This is a genomic window from Roseivivax sp. THAF30, assembly GCF_009363575.1.
GTDB classification, from domain to species: domain Bacteria; phylum Pseudomonadota; class Alphaproteobacteria; order Rhodobacterales; family Rhodobacteraceae; genus Roseivivax; species Roseivivax halotolerans.
Window position 1 is genome coordinate 2,218,628 of the sequence record NZ_CP045389.1, and the last position, 16,001, is coordinate 2,234,628.

Genomic DNA, 16,001 nt, shown 5'->3' on the forward strand with positions numbered 1-16,001 from the left:
AGAGAGCCCATGCAAGAGCCGGCCATTACGTCCGATCTGATCGCCGCGCACGGTATCAAGCCCGACGAATACGAGCGCATCCTCGAGATCATCGGGCGCGAGCCAACCTTCACCGAGCTCGGCATCTTCTCGGCGATGTGGAACGAGCATTGCTCTTACAAGTCGTCGAAGAAATGGCTGCGAACCCTGCCGACCGCCGGTCCACAGGTGATCTGCGGGCCGGGCGAGAATGCGGGCGTCGTCGATATCGGCGACGGGCAGGCCGTCGTCTTCAAGATGGAGAGCCACAACCACCCCTCCTATATCGAGCCCTATCAGGGCGCGGCGACGGGCGTCGGCGGCATCCTGCGGGACGTCTTCACGATGGGGGCCCGGCCCGTCGCGGCGATGAACGCGCTCTCCTTCGGCGAGCCCTCCCATCCCAAGACAAGGCAACTCGTGCACGGTGTCGTCGAAGGTATCGGCGGCTATGGCAATGCCTTCGGCGTGCCGACCGTCGGCGGCGAGACCCGGTTCGATCCGGCCTATAACGGCAATTGCCTCGTCAACGCCTTCGCCGCGGGCCTCGCGGATGCCGACAAGATCTTCTACTCCGCCGCATCGGGCGTCGGCCGCCCCGTCGTCTATCTCGGCGCGAAGACCGGGCGCGACGGCGTTGGCGGCGCGACGATGGCTTCGGCGGAATTCGATGAGACCATCGAGGAGAAGCGCCCTACCGTTCAGGTCGGTGATCCCTTTACCGAGAAGCGCCTCATGGAAGCCTGTCTCGAGCTGATGCAAACGGGCGCGGTCGTCTCGATCCAGGACATGGGCGCCGCGGGCCTCACCTGCTCGGCCGTCGAGATGGGCGACAAGGGCGAGCTCGGCGTCAAGCTCGACCTCGACCGCGTGCCCTGCCGCGAGCCGGGCATGAGCGCCTACGAGATGATGCTCTCCGAGAGCCAGGAGCGGATGCTCATGGTGCTCGACCCCGCGAAAGAAGCCGAAGCCCGCGCGGTCTTCGAGAAATGGGATCTCGATTTCGCCATCGTCGGCGAGACCATCCCGGAGGACCGTTTCCTGATCCTGCACGGGGGCGAGGTGAAGGCCGATCTTCCCTTGCGCGCGCTGTCCGGCAACGCGCCCGAATACGACCGTCCGTGGGAGACCACACCGGCGGCAGAGCCGCTGTCGGACGTGCCGGGGATAAATCCGATCGACGGTCTGAAAGCGCTGATTGCCTGCCCGAACTACGCCGCGAAGAACTGGCTCTTCGAGCAGTATGACAGCCAGGTCATGGCCGACACGATCGAAGGGCCGGGCTATGGCGCGGGCGTGATCCGCGTTCACGGCACGGACAAGCACCTCGCCTTCACCTCCGACGTCACGCCCCGCTACGTGAAGGCGAACCCCGAAGAGGGCGGCAAGCAGGCCGTGGCCGAAGCCTTCCGCAATCTCGTCGCGGTCGGAGCGAAACCGCTCGCCACCACCGACAACATGAATTTCGGCAATCCCGAGAAGCCGGCGATCATGGGCCAGTTCGTCGGCGCGATAAAAGGCATCGGGCAGGCCTGCTCGGCGCTCGACATGCCGATCGTCTCGGGCAACGTGTCCCTTTACAACGAAACCGACGGCACCGGCATCCTGCCGACGCCGACCATCGGCGCGGTCGGGTTGATCGCCGCCGGTGAGGAGCCGATCCTCGGTCGTCCGCGCGACGGGCATGTCCTCCTGATGGTCGGCGCTGCCGGCTCTCATCTCGGTCAGTCGGCGCTGCTTGCCGAAGTGTTCAACCGGACCGATGGCGACGCGCCCCACGTTGATCTAGACGAAGAAGCGAAGAACGGCGCGTTCATCCTCGACAACCGCGACCTTGTCCGGGCCTGCACCGATATCTCGGATGGCGGGCTGGCGCTCGCGGCGTTCACGATGGCCGAGGCGGGCGATGTCGGGCTCATCCTCGACGATGACAGCACGCCCTTTCTCTTCGGTGAGGACCAGGCGCGCTATCTCGTTGCCTGCAACTTCGACCAGGCCGAGGAACTGATGACCCGTGCCAATACGGCCGATGTCGAGATCAGAAGCGTCGGCAAGTTCCAGGGCGACACGGTGAAGATCGGCGGCCAGTCCGCTCCGCTTGCGGAGCTGCGCGCGATCTATCGCGGGAAGTTCGCCAAGACCTTCGCTTAATCGTCCTCGCGCATCTCGCGCCGACGCATCGGCATCGCGTCGATGGTGGAATAGAGTGAATCAAGCGCAAGCGGCGCAGTCTCGCGCCGTTTCACGCCGCCATCCTTGCCGACAAGGACCACGGCGAACCCCTCCGCGTCGAACTCCCGCGAGAGAGCCGAGCGCCCCTCGGGATCAGTGAAGACGATCAGATCGCGATCCCTCAACCCGGACGGATCGGCCCTGAGCCTCTCTATCTGGTCATCGAAGGCGGCATCGTCCTGCCCGCCGCCGATGACGAAGAGGAGCCTGTTTTCCCATCGCCAGTTCGAGAGCTCCGCAGGATCGGGCATGGTACGGAACAGGTCGGACTGGGCCATGGCGGCACCTCCAAGGAGCGCGGCGATGAGGCTCGGAGCGAGCCATTTGGGCAGGCGACGCATAGGGGCCCCTCCTCCGGCTGGTGAACTCTTGACTGACAGATGGACCAAAAGACGGGCATGGCCACCCCGCCCCGGTCATTTCACTTGCCGAAATCATCTTGCCGCCTGAAACTCATCGACATGACACATGGCTACGCGACCGGCAGGCTCGACCTGCCCTTCACCGGCATCTGCACCTTCGCAAGAAAGCCCTACGAGCCCGATTGGTCGCGGCTCGACGCCGATGCGGCGATCCTTGGGGCACCCTTCGATGCGGGCACTCAATGGCGCGCGGGCGCGCGCTTCGGCCCGCGCGGGGTGCGCGAGGCCTCGACGCTGTTTTCCTTCGGTCATTCAGGCGCTTATGACCACGAAGACGACGTCACCTATCTTGGTCCCGACGTACAGATCGTGGATATGGGCGATGCCGACATCATCCACACGGACACGACGCAAAGCCACGCCAATATCGAGGCAGGCGTGCGCGCGGCCCTCGGCGCGGCGGCCCTGCCGGTGGTGATCGGCGGCGATCACTCGGTCAATATCCCCATCATCCGCGCTTTCGACGATCAGGGCGACATCCATATCCTCCAGATCGACGCGCATCTCGATTTCGTGGACGAGCGACACGGCGTCCGGCACGGCCACGGCAACCCGATGCGGCGCGCGGCCGAGCGGCCGTTCATCTCGGGTCTGACACAGGTCGGGATCCGCAATGTCTCCTCCACGGCGAAGGAAGGCTACGACGATGCCCGCGCGATGGGGGCCGATATCCTGTCGGTGCGGCAGTGCCGCGCCATCGGTCCGCGCGCGACCGCCGCGCGAATCCCGCCGGGCGCGCGGGTCTACATCACGCTCGACATCGACGCGTTCTGCCCCTCGATCGCGCCAGGCACGGGCACGCCGTCGCATGGCGGATTTCTCTATTACGAGGTGCTGGAGCTTTTGCAGGAGGTCGCACGCCACCACGAGGTCGTCGGCTTCGATCTCGTCGAGGTCGCGCCCGCCTACGATCCAGCCGGCGTCACCTCGATCCTGGCCGCACAGATCCTCATGAACGCCCTCGGATTCATCTTCCACGCACGCGCCGCCGGCGGCTGACCGCGACTTCTCGCCGATCGGCATTTGAGGACTTGTCACACTTCGGCGATAGGCGTTTCAACTGACGCCAACGAAGCTCTCAGCACAAAGTCGCTTACCATGCCGCAGCCCCTCGCAGGACTTGTCGTCCTCGATCTCACCCATGTCCTCGCCGGTCCCTTCGCCTCGATGACGCTTGCCGATCTCGGCGCACGGGTCATCAAGGTCGAGCGTCCGGGCACCGGCGACGACACCCGCACCTTTCCGCCCTTCAAGAGCGGCAAGAGCGCTTATTTCGCCGCGATCAACCACGGCAAGGCCTCCATCGCGCTCGACCTCAAGGCCGAGAACGACCGCGCGACATTCGAACGGCTCGTCGCGCGCGCCGATATCATCCTCGAGAATTACCGCCCCGGCGTGATGGAAAAGCTGGGCTATGGCTGGGACGATCTTTCGTCCCGTTTTCCCCGGCTCATCTACGGCGCGGTCTCGGGTTTCGGTCATACCGGGCCGGATGCGAAACGCCCGGCTTACGATATGGTCGTGCAGGCGCGAGGCGGCGTCATGTCCATCACCGGCGAGGCCGGTCGCGAGCCGGTGCGCGTCGGTGCCTCCATCGGCGACATCGTGGCGGGGATGTATCTCGCCCAAGGCGTGCTCGCGGCGCTCTATGACCGCGAGAGGACCGGGCGCGGCCGCAAGATCGACATCTCCATGCTCGACAGTCAGCTCGCCATCCTCGAGCACGCCGTGGCGATCACCTCCGTCACGGGCAAGCCGCCCGGACCCACCGGCGCACGGCATCCGTCCATCGCGCCGTTCGAGACCTTCCATGCCTCCGACGGACTCTTCGTCATCGCGGCGGGCAACGACAAGCTGTTCGAGAAGCTCTGTCTCGCGCTGATGCTGCCCATCGCCGACGATCCGCGCTTTGCAACAAATGCTGCCCGCTGCGAGAACGCCCGACTTCTGAAACGGCTCATCGAGGCGGTCACGCTGGAAAACACGCGCAGCTACTGGATCCAGAAGCTGACCGCCGCGGGCATCCCGAACGCGCCTATCCAGAATATCGACCAGGTGATGCATGACCCGCAGATCCTCGCGCGCAACATGGTGGTGGATGTCCTCGACCGGAACGGACGCAAAGCTTTCGTCGCCGCGGGCAATCCGATCAAGATAAGCGGCGTCGAGGATCGCTCCTCGCGCGGGCCCGCCCCCGATCTCGACGGCAACAGGGGCGAGATTCTGCGCTGGCTCGACGGAGAGTAACGAAAGCATGTCGCTCCGCGGCTTTCCCCTGCTCTAAATATGCATATGTTGCGCCGGCGAGGACATGCGCGCAGGAGCATCCATGAGCACCGATCACCTTGTCGTCTTCACCCCGTCGGGCAAACGCGGACGTTTTCCGACCGGAACCCCGGTTCTGAGCGCCGCGCGCAAACTGGGCGTGGATCTCGATTCGGTCTGCGGCGGGCGCGGCATCTGTTCCAAGTGCCAGGTGGCCCCGGCCTTCGGCGAATTCTCCAAGCACGGGGTCAGCTCACGCGAGGACGCGCTGTCGGACTGGAACAAGGTCGAGGCGCGCTATGACGAGAAACGCGGGCTGAAACCCGGCCGCCGTCTCGGTTGCCAGGCCGAGATCCGCGGCGACGTGGTGATCGACGTACCCGCCGAAAGCCAGGTGCACCGCCAGATCGTCCGCAAGGCCGCGAGCGCCCGCGTGATCGAGATGGACCCCGCGACCCGGCTCTACTTCGTCGAGGTCCAGGAGCCTGACATGCACGAGCCGTCAGGCGATTTCGAACGGCTCGCCGCCGCGCTGAAGCGCGAATGGGGGATCGAACGGCTCGAGGCCGACCTCTCGGTGATGGCCAGGCTGCAACCCATCCTGCGAAAGGGCAAGTGGCAGGTCACGGCCGCGCTGCACCGCGATCACGGCGGCGGCGCGCACAGGCTGACCGCGCTTTTCCCCGGGCTGCACGAGACCGGCATCTACGGGCTCGCCATCGATCTCGGCTCCACGACGATCGCGGCGCATCTGACCAATCTCGATACCGGTGAGGTCGTCGCCTCCTCGGGCATCATGAACCCGCAGATCCGCTTCGGCGAAGACCTGATGAGCCGGGTCTCCTATTCGATGATGAACGAAGGCGGCGCGGACGAGATGACCCGCGCCGTGCGTGAAGCCATCGACACGCTCGCGCTCGAGATCGCGAAGGAGGCCGGGATCGAAGCGGAGCTGATCGTCGAGACGGTCTTCGTCTGCAATCCGGTCATGCACCACCTGCTGCTCGGGATCGACCCCGTCGAGCTCGGGCAGGCCCCCTTCGCGCTCGCCACCTCCGATGCCATGCATCTGACCGCGCGGGAACTCGGTCTCGACGCGCTGCGGCCCACCGCGCAGATCTACGTCCTGCCTTGCATCGCCGGCCATGTCGGCGCGGATGCGGCGGCAGTCGCGTTGTCCGAAGAGCCCGGCAAGTCCGACGACCTCGTTCTCGTCGTCGACGTGGGCACCAATGCCGAGATCCTTCTGGGCGACCGCAGCCGCGTTCTGGCCTGCTCCTCTCCGACGGGCCCCGCCTTCGAGGGCGCGCAGATCTCCTCGGGTCAGCGCGCGGCGGCCGGCGCGATCGAGGCGATCCGCATCGACCCCGAGACCAAGGAGCCCCGCTTCCGCGTGATCGGCTGCGATCTCTGGTCGGACGAGCCGGGCTTTCACGACGCGGTCGGCGAGAACGGCATCACCGGCATCTGCGGCTCCGGCATCATCGAGGCGGTGGCCGAGCTTCGTATCGCGGGGCTCATGGATCCGTCAGGTCTCATTGGCTCGCCCGAGCAGACCGGAACGTCCCGCTCCGTCGCGGACGGTCGAACCTGGCAATACATGATCTGGGACGCTTCCGAGACCGGCGGGCCCCGCATTTCCGTGACGCAGGGCGACGTGCGCGCGATCCAGCTCGCGAAATCGGCGCTCTATGCCGGCGCGCGGCTTCTGATGGACGAGCGGGGCGTCGACAAGGTCGACCGGGTCGTGCTCGCGGGCGCGTTCGGCGCGCATATCTCGCCGAAACACGCGATGGTTCTCGGGATGATCCCGGATGTTCCGCTCGACAAGGTGACAAGCGCGGGCAACGCGGCCGGAACGGGCGCGCGAATCGCGCTGTGCAATATCAGCGCACGCGCCGAGATCGAGCGCGTCGTGCGCGAGATCACCAAGGTCGAAACCGCCATCGAGCCGCGGTTCCAAGAGCATTTCGTGGCTGCGAACGCGATACCGCACAAGACCGATCCCTTCCCCGAGCTGCGCGCGGTCGTTGACCTGCCGGAGACGGGCTTTGGTGCAAGCTCGGATCGACCCGCGGGCCGCCGGCGCCGCCGGGGCTGATTGTCCGCGGCACATCAGGACGCGAATTGGGGCAGGCTTGGAAAGCGCGTACGCTTTCCATGCGATCTTCTTTTGAAGATCGCGCCTCAGACCTCGCGCATAACCTCAGCCATCAACGATTTCAGCGCGCCGAAATAGCCCCCCGATCGCGCCGGAAGCGTCGGGTCCGACGTGATCGCGATCACGATCTCCCGCTCAGGCGCAACGGCGAGGATCTGCCCGCCATACCCGCGCCCGTAACGCACCGGCGTGCTTTCGATACGTGTCAGGAACCAGCCATATCCATATCCGTCGCCGGAGAACGGTGAGCGGGCGCGCCGTTCCCACGAGGTTTCGATCCAGCGCTCCGGCACCACCTCGTCCCCGTCCCATTGCCCGCCATCGAGAACCATTTGCCCGATCCGCGACAGGCCGCGCGGCGTCACCGCCATCTCGTTGCCGCCGAGGAACCGGCCTTGCGGATCCCGCGCCCAGGGTGGGAAGGAGATACCGAGTGGTCCGCCGAGCCTGTCCTGCGCCAGATCGCGAAGGCTGCGCCCAGTGACCTCGGACAGGACCGCGCCCAAGACGTGCCAGCCGCCGGTCGAATAGATGAACCGCCCGCCGGGCTCCGCCACCACATCCTGCGCGAGCGCGGCGCGGACCCAGTTGTCGCTCGCGATCCACGCGCCGTAATTGCCGCCCGAGGTGCTTTCGAGCCCGGTGCGCATCGACAGAAGATCGCCGACCGTGAGCGCGTTGATCGCGTCGTCGCGGTCCGGCAAACCCAGAAGCGGCAGCACGCGCGCCTCCGGCCCCTCGATCGCACCCTCGTCGATCACGATTCCGGTCAGGAGCGCGACCAGCGTTTTCGAGACGGATTTAATGTTGGCGATGCTGTCGAGGCCCGGCCCTCGAAACGCCTCGGCAAAGACCTCCTCGCCGCCTTGCCGAACGATGAGAGCGTGAAGCTGGTCCAGCCCGCCAGCCGTCTCGGCGTAGCCCGCGCTCTGCGCGCGCAGCATCGGCGCGGTCAGCGCGGCCGCCCCCGTCATCATGAATCCACGTCTGTGCATGTCGTCTCCGCGATGGCTCTTGCGAGTGCGATCTAGCCGCGCGGGGCCCGGCACCAAGCCGCAAGCCCCTCACTGTCGCGTGTTGCACGGCCAAAATCGCGAAAACGTCGCCGGAACGCCCACCAGCGCAATATTGCGAAAGAAGCGAACGCGCCTACGGTAATATTTTCGTCGCTTTTGCGGTTGACCCCGCTGGAGCGCCCGCCTAAACGTGATCCGCACGCGCGAAAGGAGCCACGGGATGACCCTCATCCTCGTAGACATCGTAGGGACATGGCGCATGGGCCGGTAACGGACACCCTGAACGGTACCCCATGCGCCCTCGGATCCCCCCGAGGGCTTTTTTATGCGCAGCACGAATGACGACGCCTGAGATGGAGTAGATCGATGACCAAGGCGATGACCGGAGCGAAAATGGTGGTTCAAGCCCTGCGGGATCAGGGTGTGGACACGGTATTCGGCTATCCTGGCGGTGCGGTGCTACCGATCTACGACGAGGTCTTTCAGCAGAACGACATTCGCCACATTCTCGTGCGTCACGAACAGGGCGCGGTCCACGCCGCCGAAGGCTATGCGCGCGCGACCGGCAAGCCCGGCGTGGCGCTCGTCACCTCGGGGCCCGGCGCGACCAATGCGGTGACCGGGCTCACCGATGCGCTGATGGACTCGATCCCGATCATCGTCCTCTCAGGCCAGGTGCCGACCTTCATGATCGGCTCGGACGCCTTTCAGGAGGCGGACACGGTCGGCATCACCCGTCCCTGCACGAAGCACAACTGGCTCGTGAAGGACACGACCAAGCTGTCGGCGACGATCCATGAGGCCTTCCACGTCGCGACCTCGGGCCGCCCCGGCCCCGTCCTCATCGACATCCCCAAGGACGTTCAGTTCGCGAGCGCCGAATATCAGCCCAAGGCCCAAGCCAACACGCAGCGCTACCAACCGCGCGTGAAGGGCGACATGGACATCATCACGCAGCTCGTCGAGGCCATCGAGACCGCCGAGCGCCCGGTCTTCTATACCGGCGGCGGCGTCATCAATTCGGGGCCGGCAGCGAGCCAGCTTCTGCGCGAGCTTGTCGAGGCGACGGGTTTTCCGATCACTTCCACCTTGATGGGCCTCGGCGCCTATCCCGCCTCGGGCCGTCACTGGCTCGGCATGCTGGGAATGCACGGGCTCTACGAGGCGAACCTCGCCATGCATGGCTGCGATCTGATGATCAATGTCGGCGCGCGTTTCGACGACCGGATCACCGGCCGGATCGATGCCTTCTCGCCCAATTCGCGCAAAGCCCATATCGATATCGACCCCTCGTCGATCAACAAGGTCGTGCAGACGGACATGCCGATCATCGGCGACGTGGCGCACGTCCTCGAGGATGTGCTGAAGGTCTGGAAATCGCGTGGCCGGAAGGTCAACCGCGAAGGCCTGCAGCGCTGGTGGGCCGAGATCGAGGAGTGGAAGAAGGTCAAATGCCTGACCTACAAAGCCTCCCAGAAGACGATCAAGCCGCAATACGCGCTGGAACGGCTCGAGGCGCTGACCAAGGACAAGGACCGCTATGTCTGCACCGAGGTCGGTCAGCACCAGATGTGGGCGGCGCAATACATGGGCTTCGAGGATCCCAACCGCTGGATGACGAGCGGCGGACTCGGCACGATGGGCTACGGCTTCCCGGCCTCCATCGGCGTGCAGATGGCCCATCCCGACGCGCTGGTCATCAACGTCGCCGGCGAGGCGTCCTGGCTGATGAACATGCAGGAGATGGGCACGGCGGTGCAGTTCCGCTTGCCGGTGAAGCAGTTCATCCTCAACAACGAACGGCTCGGCATGGTGCGCCAGTGGCAGGAACTTCTGCACGGCGAGCGCTACTCGCATAGCTGGTCCGAAGCCCTGCCCGATTTCGTCAAGCTCGCCGAGGCCTTCGGGGCCAAGGGCATTTATTGCGACGACCCCGCCGATCTCGACGAGGCGATCCGCGAGATGCTCGCCTATGACGGGCCGGTCATCTTCGACTGCGTGGTGGAGAAGCACGAAAATTGCTTCCCGATGATCCCGTCGGGCGAGCCGCACAACAAGATGCTGCTGGGCGAAGCCTCCACCAAGGACGCGATCAGCACTTCGGGCGCGGTGCTCGTCTGAGCCTGCCTTTCGTCGTCACATCGGTAAGCAAGGGGCGCGCCGCGCGCGCCCCATTTGAAAGGGAAGATCCATGTCCGCGCTGAAGATCAAGAAAGGCTCGACCAAGCACTCGGCCTACAACCTGCGCCCCTCCTTCTCGGAGACGATCGAAACTCACACGCTCGCGGTAATCGTGGACAATGAGCCGGGCGTGCTGGCACGGGTGATCGGGCTGTTCTCAGGTCGAGGCTACAACATCGACAGCCTGACCGTGGCGGAGGTCGATCACGAAGGCCACCAGTCGCGCATCACCATCGTCACCACCGGCACACCGCAGGTGATCGAACAGATCAAGGCGCAGCTCGGCCGGATCGTGCCCGTGCACGAGGTGCACGACCTCACCGTCGAGGGCATGTCCGTCGAACGCGAACTCGCGCTTCTGAAGGTCGCAGGGTCCGGCGACAAGCGGGTCGAGGCTCTCAGGCTTGCGGATATCTTCCGGGCCCAGGTCGTCGACTCGACGCTGGAAAGCTTCGTCTTCCAGATTACCGGAACGCCCGAAAAGGTCGACGCCTTCGCCGATCTCATGCGCCCCCTGGGTCTTGCGGAAATCGCCCGAACGGGTGTCGCGGCCCTCTCGCGCGGCTCCTGACCGCGCGAGCTTTCAGGCGACGCAAGTGAGCGTGTCGGTCGCGGGATCGCGCGCCTTGGCGTCTCCCGCGAGACGATGCGCGAGGATGGACGCAAGTGCGGACCGGCTGCCGCCTTCGCTGCCACGCAAGTTGCGCGCCCTGCGCACATCCGACGCGGAATCAAGGTCGAACGAGACCGCAGCGCCCACGACAAGGAGCGACCTGGTCTCTTCATCCTGACCGGGTTCGACATTAGCGAGCTCGCCCTGGTCGTCGCACCAGATCACTGCGGTGCCTTTGCTGCTATCAGCCCACATAACGACACCCTGCATATTCAAAGCCTTCACGCCTCGTCTCCTTATTGTCCTTGGAAATCAGCGTAAGTGTCTGCAGGAGCGAGAAAAGACTCTAGTTCGTAACCGGCGACTCGAATTAGTGTCAGTTCATGCTATAAATGACGCGAATTAGCGTCAGGTCAGCCTCCCGCAGATTTCAGACACGACAAAACCGGAAGAATGATAGCCTTGGATGCAATGACGGACTCTTCTCCTTCCACCGGGAAAAACCGATCGAAAACAAAGCCTTCCGAACTGCGCCTGCAGTTCGGGCAGAACCTGCGCAAGCTGAGCGCCAAGGCCGAGTCCATCTCTGGTCTGTGCCGCGAGCTTGGGATAAACCGCACCCAGTACAACCGGTATCTGAACGGCGAGAGCTTTCCGCGACCCGATGTGCTGCACCGTATCTGCAGCTACTTCGATCTCGATGCCCGGATCGTGCTGGAGCCCCTCGAAGAGGTCGAGGACGCGCGCAAGCGCCGCGTCGCGGGAGCGGAACTGTCGCAATTCATTGGCGGGATCGCCGCGATCAGTCCCTCGGAGACCGAGTTCCCGAACGGGTTCTTCCGGTATTCACGCCGGAGTTTCGTCTCCGACACCCGTTTCGTGACCGGCCTCGTCTTGGTTTACCGGGAATACGGCCAGGCCTTCATCCGCGGCTACGAGGATCGGCGCATGATGAAGAGCCAAGGCCTGTCGCTCAGCCGCTTCACGCGAGAATTCCGTGGCACGATCTTTCCGCAGGCGAACGGGATCGTCGCATTGGTCAGCCGACGCAACGCGCAGAACCTCAGCTTCAACTTCCTCACCCGCGTGCCGAGCTTTGCCAACAATTACTGGGTCGGGTTTTCCAACCGCTCCGTATCGGAGGCCGAGGCGGGACGGATCATGGAACGGGTCGTCTTCGAGCATCTGGGCACCCGGATCTCGGATGCCTTGAGGGTCGCGCGAAAGACGGGCCTGCACGACGCGGAAGGCCTACCGGAATACCACCGGGAACTTCTCAGGATCGGCGCGCCGATGGGCTGACCCGCAGCCTCAATCCTGAGCGTCGGAGCGGCTTTTCCCGGAGACCTTGAGCGCAAGCGTCGCGGCCATGAACGGATCGAGATGACCGTCGAGCACGCCTTGCGTGTCCGACGTCTCCACGTTCGTCCTGAGATCCTTCACCATCTGGTAAGGCTGCAGAACGTAGGAGCGGATCTGGTTGCCCCATCCCGCTTCGCCCTTGGCCTCGTGCTGGGCGTTGATCTCCGCGTGGCGGCGCTCGAGCTCCATCTGGTAGAGACGCGACTTCAGCGCTTTCATCGCGATATCGCGGTTCTGGTGCTGCGATTTCTCGGACGACGTCACGACGATGCCGGTCGGGTGGTGCGTGATCCGGACTGCGGAGTCGGTAGTGTTGACGTGCTGACCGCCGGCACCCGAGGAGCGATAGGTATCGACGCGGATATCGGCCGGATTGACCTCGACATCGATATTGTCGTCGACCACCGGATAGACCCAGACGCTTGCGAAGGACGTCTCGCGCGTGCCCTTGCCGAAGGGCGAGATGCGGACGAGCCGGTGCACGCCCGATTCCGTCTTGAGCCAGCCATAGGCATTGTGCCCGGAGATCTTGTAGGCCACCGATTTGATCCCGGCCTCCGAACCCGGCTCTTCGGATTGCAACTCGACGTCGTAGCCCTTGCTCTCCGCCCAGCGGACATACATGCGCTGCAGCATCTGCGCCCAGTCGCAGGCTTCCGTGCCACCGGCGCCCGCATTGATCTCCAGGAACGTGTCGTTGCCGTCCGCTTCTCCGTCAAGGAGCGCCTCGAGTTCCTTGGCCGCCGCGGTCTTGGCGATGGTTCGGAGCGCAGTCTCGGCCTCGGAGATGATCTCCTCGTCGCCCTCGGCCTCGCCCATCTCGATGAGTTCGACCTGGTCCTCCTTCTCCTGCTTCAGGCTGCGATAGGTGTCCATCGCATCCACGAGAAGCTGGCGGTCGCGCATGAGTTTCTGCGCCGCTTCGGGATCGTTCCAGAGATCGGGATCCTCGACCCGCGCGTTGAATTCCTCGAGCCGGTGCTCGGCAGTCTCCCAGTCGAGCCGCTGCGCGAGAAGCGCCAGGGATTTCTCGATCCGCTCGACATTCTGTTCGGCCTCGGCGCGCATGGAAACTCCGTCTTTCGGGCTGGTCTGGATTGGAGGGCGTGATACCGCAAGCCGCGCGGCCCCACAAGACAGGGGCGAGGCCACCAAAATCTTATATAAGATTTTGGGGGCCAAGGATTTTAGATAAAATCCTTGGCCGTAACTCTCAGTAGAGACCGCCCGACGACAACGTGCCGAAGCTTGCCTTGGGGCCGACCACGGCTTTCTTGCCGGTCGAGGTCGTGACCTCCCGGGCCTGACCGCCAGGCTGGATGATGTCGAAGCCGGAGCCCATCGCCCAGCCGCCGTCGAACTGGATGCCGAACATCGGCTCCATGCCTTCGCGGAAGCATTCCGAGACGACGTTCTCGCCACTCGCGCCATCGCCAAGACGCGCGCCTGTGAAGCGGTCGATATTGATGAACATGCATTCTTCGGGAACGGTGAAGTTCCCGCCGCCGAATTTCGAGACCGCCTCGGTCATGAATTGCTGGAAGACCGGGCCGCAGATCCCGCCGCCTGACGCACCGCTGCCGAGGCTGCGGGGCTGGTCGTGGCCGATATAGCAGCCCGCGACGATGTTCGAGGTGAAGCCCACGAACCACACGTCCTTGGCGTCGTTGGTCGTGCCGGTCTTGCCCGCTGTCGGCACCGGCAAGCTCACCGCGCCCGAGGCCGTGCCGCGCTCGACGACGCCGCGCATCATCGACGTCAACTGGTAGGCGGTGACCGGATCCATCACCCGCTCGCGGTTATTGGCGATCCGCGGCGCGGTGCCGGGCGCAAGGTTCGGATCGGTGCAGTTGACGCAGACGCGCTCGTTCCCGCGCTCCTTTTCGTGATTATAGACGGTCTCGCCGTAGCGGTTCTGCACCCGGTCGACGAGCGTCGGCTCCACCCGCTCGCCGCCATTGGCGAACATGGCGTAGGCCGCGACCATCTGGAACAGCGTCGTCTCCTCGGAGCCGAGCGCGTTCGCCAGAACCCGCTGCATGTCGTCGTAGACGCCGAACCGCTCGGCGTAGCGCGCGACCGTGTCCATGCCGATCTCCTGGGCGAGACGCACGGTCATGAGGTTCCGCGACCGCTCGATCCCGGTGCGCAGCGGCGTCGGGCCGTAGAACTGGTTCGAGGCGTTCTTCGGCCGCCATACACCTTGCGGCGTGTTGATCTCGATCGGGGCGTCCACGACGATCGTCGCCGGGCTGTATCCTGAATCGAGTGCTGCCGCGTAGACGAAGGGCTTGAAGGACGAGCCCGGCTGGCGCTTGGCCTGCGTTGCGCGGTTGAAGACCGAATGCTGGTAGGAAAAGCCGCCCTGCATGGCGATGACCCGGCCGGTATTGACGTCCATCGCCATGAATGCGCCTTCGACCTCGGGCACCTGGCGCAGCGTCCAGCGGATGAAGCTGCCATCGCTGTCGGCGGTCATGCGGCGCACATGCACGACGTCGCCGCGCTCGAACGTGTCGAGGAACGTGCCGCGCATCCACTGTATATCCTCGCGCGGCACTTCGCCTTCGCCCTGCCCTTCGATGCCGAGCGTCAGCGTGTTCTCCGCAACGTTCAGGACGACCGCGGGATACCATTCGTTCTCGAGGTCGATGTCTCTGGCGACCGACGCGTTCGCGAGCGCGCCCTCCCAATCGGCGAGTTCCTCCTCGGCGATGGTCTCGCCCGTGCCGCGCCAGACACCGCGATTGCGGTCATACTGCTCGAGCGCGCCGCGCAGCGCGCTGGCGGCCTCGGTCTGCATCTCGGGGTCGATCGTCGCGCGCACCGAGAAGCCGCCCGAGAAGAACTCGCCCTCGCCGAAATCGCGGCTGAGCTGGCGGCGGATCTCGTCGGTGAAATAATCGCGCGGCGGCAGCTGTTTCTGGAACGGCTCGAAATCGCCCGCCTGAACGGAGCGCAGAGGCTCCGCGAGCTCGGCCTCGTAGGTCGCCTTGTCGATATAGCCGTTCTCTTGCATCTCGCGCAGCACGTAATCGCGCCGGGCGAGGAGCCGGTCGGCATTGCGGACCGGATGGAAATCCGATGGCGCTTTCGGCATCGAGGCCAGGAAGGCCGCCTCATGGGGGGCAAGCTGCGAGAGCGTCTTGTTAAAATAGGTCTGCGCCGCGGCGGTCACGCCGTAGCTGTTCTGACCGAGGAAGATCTCGTTCAGATACAGCTCGAGGATCTTCTCCTTGGACAGAGTGCTTTCGAGCCGCGTTGCGAGAATGATCTCCTTGATCTTGCGCTCGGCCCGGCGATCCCCACCCAGAAGGAAGTTCTTCATCACCTGCTGGGTGATCGTCGAGGCGCCGCGCACGTCCTGACCGCGCGAGCGCACGGCATCGACAACAGCCGCCGCGATACCGCGCGGATCGTAGCCCTCATGGACGTAGAAATTCTTGTCCTCGGCCGAGATGAAGGCCTGCTTCACGAGGTCCGGGATCTCCTGCGCCGGGGTAAAAAGCCGCCGCTCCTGCGCGAACTCGTCGATGATGCGCCCCTCGGTCGAGTAGATCCGGCTGATCGTCGGCGGCGAATACTGCGCGAGGCTCTCATGGCTTGGCAGGTCGCGCCCGTAGATCCAGAAGATCGCACCGATCGAAATCGCCACGGCAAAGATGCCGAGCGTCAGGAGCGAGAAGATCGTTCCGAAGAAGGACAGAATGAAGCGCGTCATGGCAGTAATC

Annotated in this window: 12 protein-coding genes; 7 read left to right on the top strand and 5 right to left on the bottom strand. The window is 64.7% G+C overall.

Annotated elements, in window-relative coordinates; genetic code table 11:
* The first annotated feature begins 9 nt into the window (after positions 1-9).
* A complete protein-coding gene (gene purL / locus FIU91_RS10825) occupies positions 10-2,169 on the top strand; it encodes a phosphoribosylformylglycinamidine synthase subunit PurL (RefSeq protein ID WP_152462450.1) in 2,160 nt (719 codons plus the stop codon).
* Here the strand turns inward: purL and FIU91_RS10830 are convergent.
* A complete protein-coding gene (locus tag FIU91_RS10830) occupies positions 2,166-2,591 on the bottom strand; it encodes a DUF4174 domain-containing protein (RefSeq protein WP_152462451.1) in 426 nt (141 codons plus the stop codon). The two genes, purL and FIU91_RS10830, sit on opposite strands and share 4 nt — an antisense overlap.
* 120 nt (positions 2,592-2,711) lie before the next feature.
* Between FIU91_RS10830 and speB the strand changes: the two genes are divergently transcribed.
* The 3 genes from speB (at position 2,712) to FIU91_RS10845 (ending at position 7,038) form a co-directional block, all read left to right on the top strand.
* Positions 2,712-3,671, top strand: a complete 960-nt coding sequence (gene speB / locus FIU91_RS10835; RefSeq protein ID WP_152462452.1) for an agmatinase — start codon at positions 2,712-2,714, stop codon at positions 3,669-3,671.
* 99 nt (positions 3,672-3,770) lie between these two features.
* The gene (locus tag FIU91_RS10840) at positions 3,771-4,919 is read left to right on the top strand and encodes a CaiB/BaiF CoA-transferase family protein (RefSeq protein WP_152462453.1); all 1,149 of its coding nucleotides are present in this window, start codon (positions 3,771-3,773) and stop codon (positions 4,917-4,919) included.
* 82 nt (positions 4,920-5,001) lie between these two features.
* Positions 5,002-7,038 carry an ASKHA domain-containing protein gene (locus tag FIU91_RS10845; protein WP_152462454.1) on the top strand — a complete coding sequence of 679 codons (2,037 nt, stop codon included), beginning with the start codon at positions 5,002-5,004 and terminating at the stop codon, positions 7,036-7,038.
* Positions 7,039-7,124: 86 nt separating this feature from the next.
* Here the strand turns inward: FIU91_RS10845 and FIU91_RS10850 are convergent, their stop codons facing one another.
* Positions 7,125-8,093, bottom strand: coding sequence for a serine hydrolase (locus tag FIU91_RS10850; RefSeq protein ID WP_254701949.1), 969 nt, complete (start codon positions 8,091-8,093; stop codon positions 7,125-7,127).
* 387 nt (positions 8,094-8,480) lie between these two features.
* On the opposite strand from FIU91_RS10850, the gene FIU91_RS10855 reads away from it, so the two are divergent.
* A complete protein-coding gene (locus FIU91_RS10855; RefSeq protein ID WP_152462455.1) occupies positions 8,481-10,235 on the top strand; it encodes an acetolactate synthase 3 large subunit in 1,755 nt (584 codons plus the stop codon).
* A 70-nt stretch (positions 10,236-10,305) separates the two neighbouring features.
* Complete coding sequence (ilvN, locus tag FIU91_RS10860) at positions 10,306-10,866, top strand: acetolactate synthase small subunit (protein WP_093009866.1); 561 nt, start codon at positions 10,306-10,308, stop codon at positions 10,864-10,866.
* Positions 10,867-10,878: 12 nt separating this feature from the next.
* Here the strand turns inward: ilvN and FIU91_RS10865 are convergent, their stop codons facing one another.
* Positions 10,879-11,193, bottom strand: coding sequence for a hypothetical protein (locus FIU91_RS10865; RefSeq protein WP_152462456.1), 315 nt, complete (start codon positions 11,191-11,193; stop codon positions 10,879-10,881).
* A 186-nt stretch (positions 11,194-11,379) separates the two neighbouring features.
* On the opposite strand from FIU91_RS10865, the gene FIU91_RS10870 reads away from it, so the two are divergent.
* The gene (locus FIU91_RS10870; protein ID WP_152462457.1) at positions 11,380-12,210 is read left to right on the top strand and encodes a helix-turn-helix domain-containing protein; all 831 of its coding nucleotides are present in this window, start codon (positions 11,380-11,382) and stop codon (positions 12,208-12,210) included.
* Between the two features lie 9 nt (positions 12,211-12,219).
* On the opposite strand, the gene prfB is transcribed toward FIU91_RS10870, so the two are convergent.
* Together prfB and FIU91_RS10880 are read right to left on the bottom strand one after the other, a co-directional pair.
* Complete coding sequence (gene prfB / locus FIU91_RS10875; protein WP_152462458.1) at positions 12,220-13,338, bottom strand: peptide chain release factor 2; 1,119 nt, start codon at positions 13,336-13,338, stop codon at positions 12,220-12,222.
* Between the two features lie 145 nt (positions 13,339-13,483).
* On the bottom strand, positions 13,484-15,991 hold the full coding sequence (locus FIU91_RS10880) for a penicillin-binding protein 1A (RefSeq protein WP_152462459.1): 2,508 nt from the start codon (positions 15,989-15,991) through the stop codon (positions 13,484-13,486).
* Positions 15,992-16,001 lie beyond the last annotated feature (10 nt).

Excerpts from the sequence above, each read along its gene's own strand:
- FIU91_RS10840 (WP_152462453.1), top strand. The coding sequence starts at position 3,771 with ATGCCGCAGCCCCTCGCAGGACTTGTCGTCCTCGATCTCACCCATGTC.
- speB (WP_152462452.1), top strand. The coding sequence starts at position 2,712 with ATGACACATGGCTACGCGACCGGCAGGCTCGACCTGCCCTTCACCGGC.
- FIU91_RS10845 (WP_152462454.1), top strand. The coding sequence starts at position 5,002 with ATGAGCACCGATCACCTTGTCGTCTTCACCCCGTCGGGCAAACGCGGA.
- FIU91_RS10850 (WP_254701949.1), bottom strand. The coding sequence starts at position 8,093 with ATGCACAGACGTGGATTCATGATGACGGGGGCGGCCGCGCTGACCGCG.
- FIU91_RS10830 (WP_152462451.1), bottom strand. The coding sequence starts at position 2,591 with ATGCGTCGCCTGCCCAAATGGCTCGCTCCGAGCCTCATCGCCGCGCTC.
- ilvN (WP_093009866.1), top strand. The coding sequence starts at position 10,306 with ATGTCCGCGCTGAAGATCAAGAAAGGCTCGACCAAGCACTCGGCCTAC.
- purL (WP_152462450.1), top strand. The coding sequence starts at position 10 with ATGCAAGAGCCGGCCATTACGTCCGATCTGATCGCCGCGCACGGTATC.
- prfB (WP_152462458.1), bottom strand. The coding sequence starts at position 13,338 with ATGCGCGCCGAGGCCGAACAGAATGTCGAGCGGATCGAGAAATCCCTG.
- FIU91_RS10855 (WP_152462455.1), top strand. The coding sequence starts at position 8,481 with ATGACCAAGGCGATGACCGGAGCGAAAATGGTGGTTCAAGCCCTGCGG.
- FIU91_RS10870 (WP_152462457.1), top strand. The coding sequence starts at position 11,380 with ATGACGGACTCTTCTCCTTCCACCGGGAAAAACCGATCGAAAACAAAG.
- FIU91_RS10880 (WP_152462459.1), bottom strand. The coding sequence starts at position 15,991 with ATGACGCGCTTCATTCTGTCCTTCTTCGGAACGATCTTCTCGCTCCTG.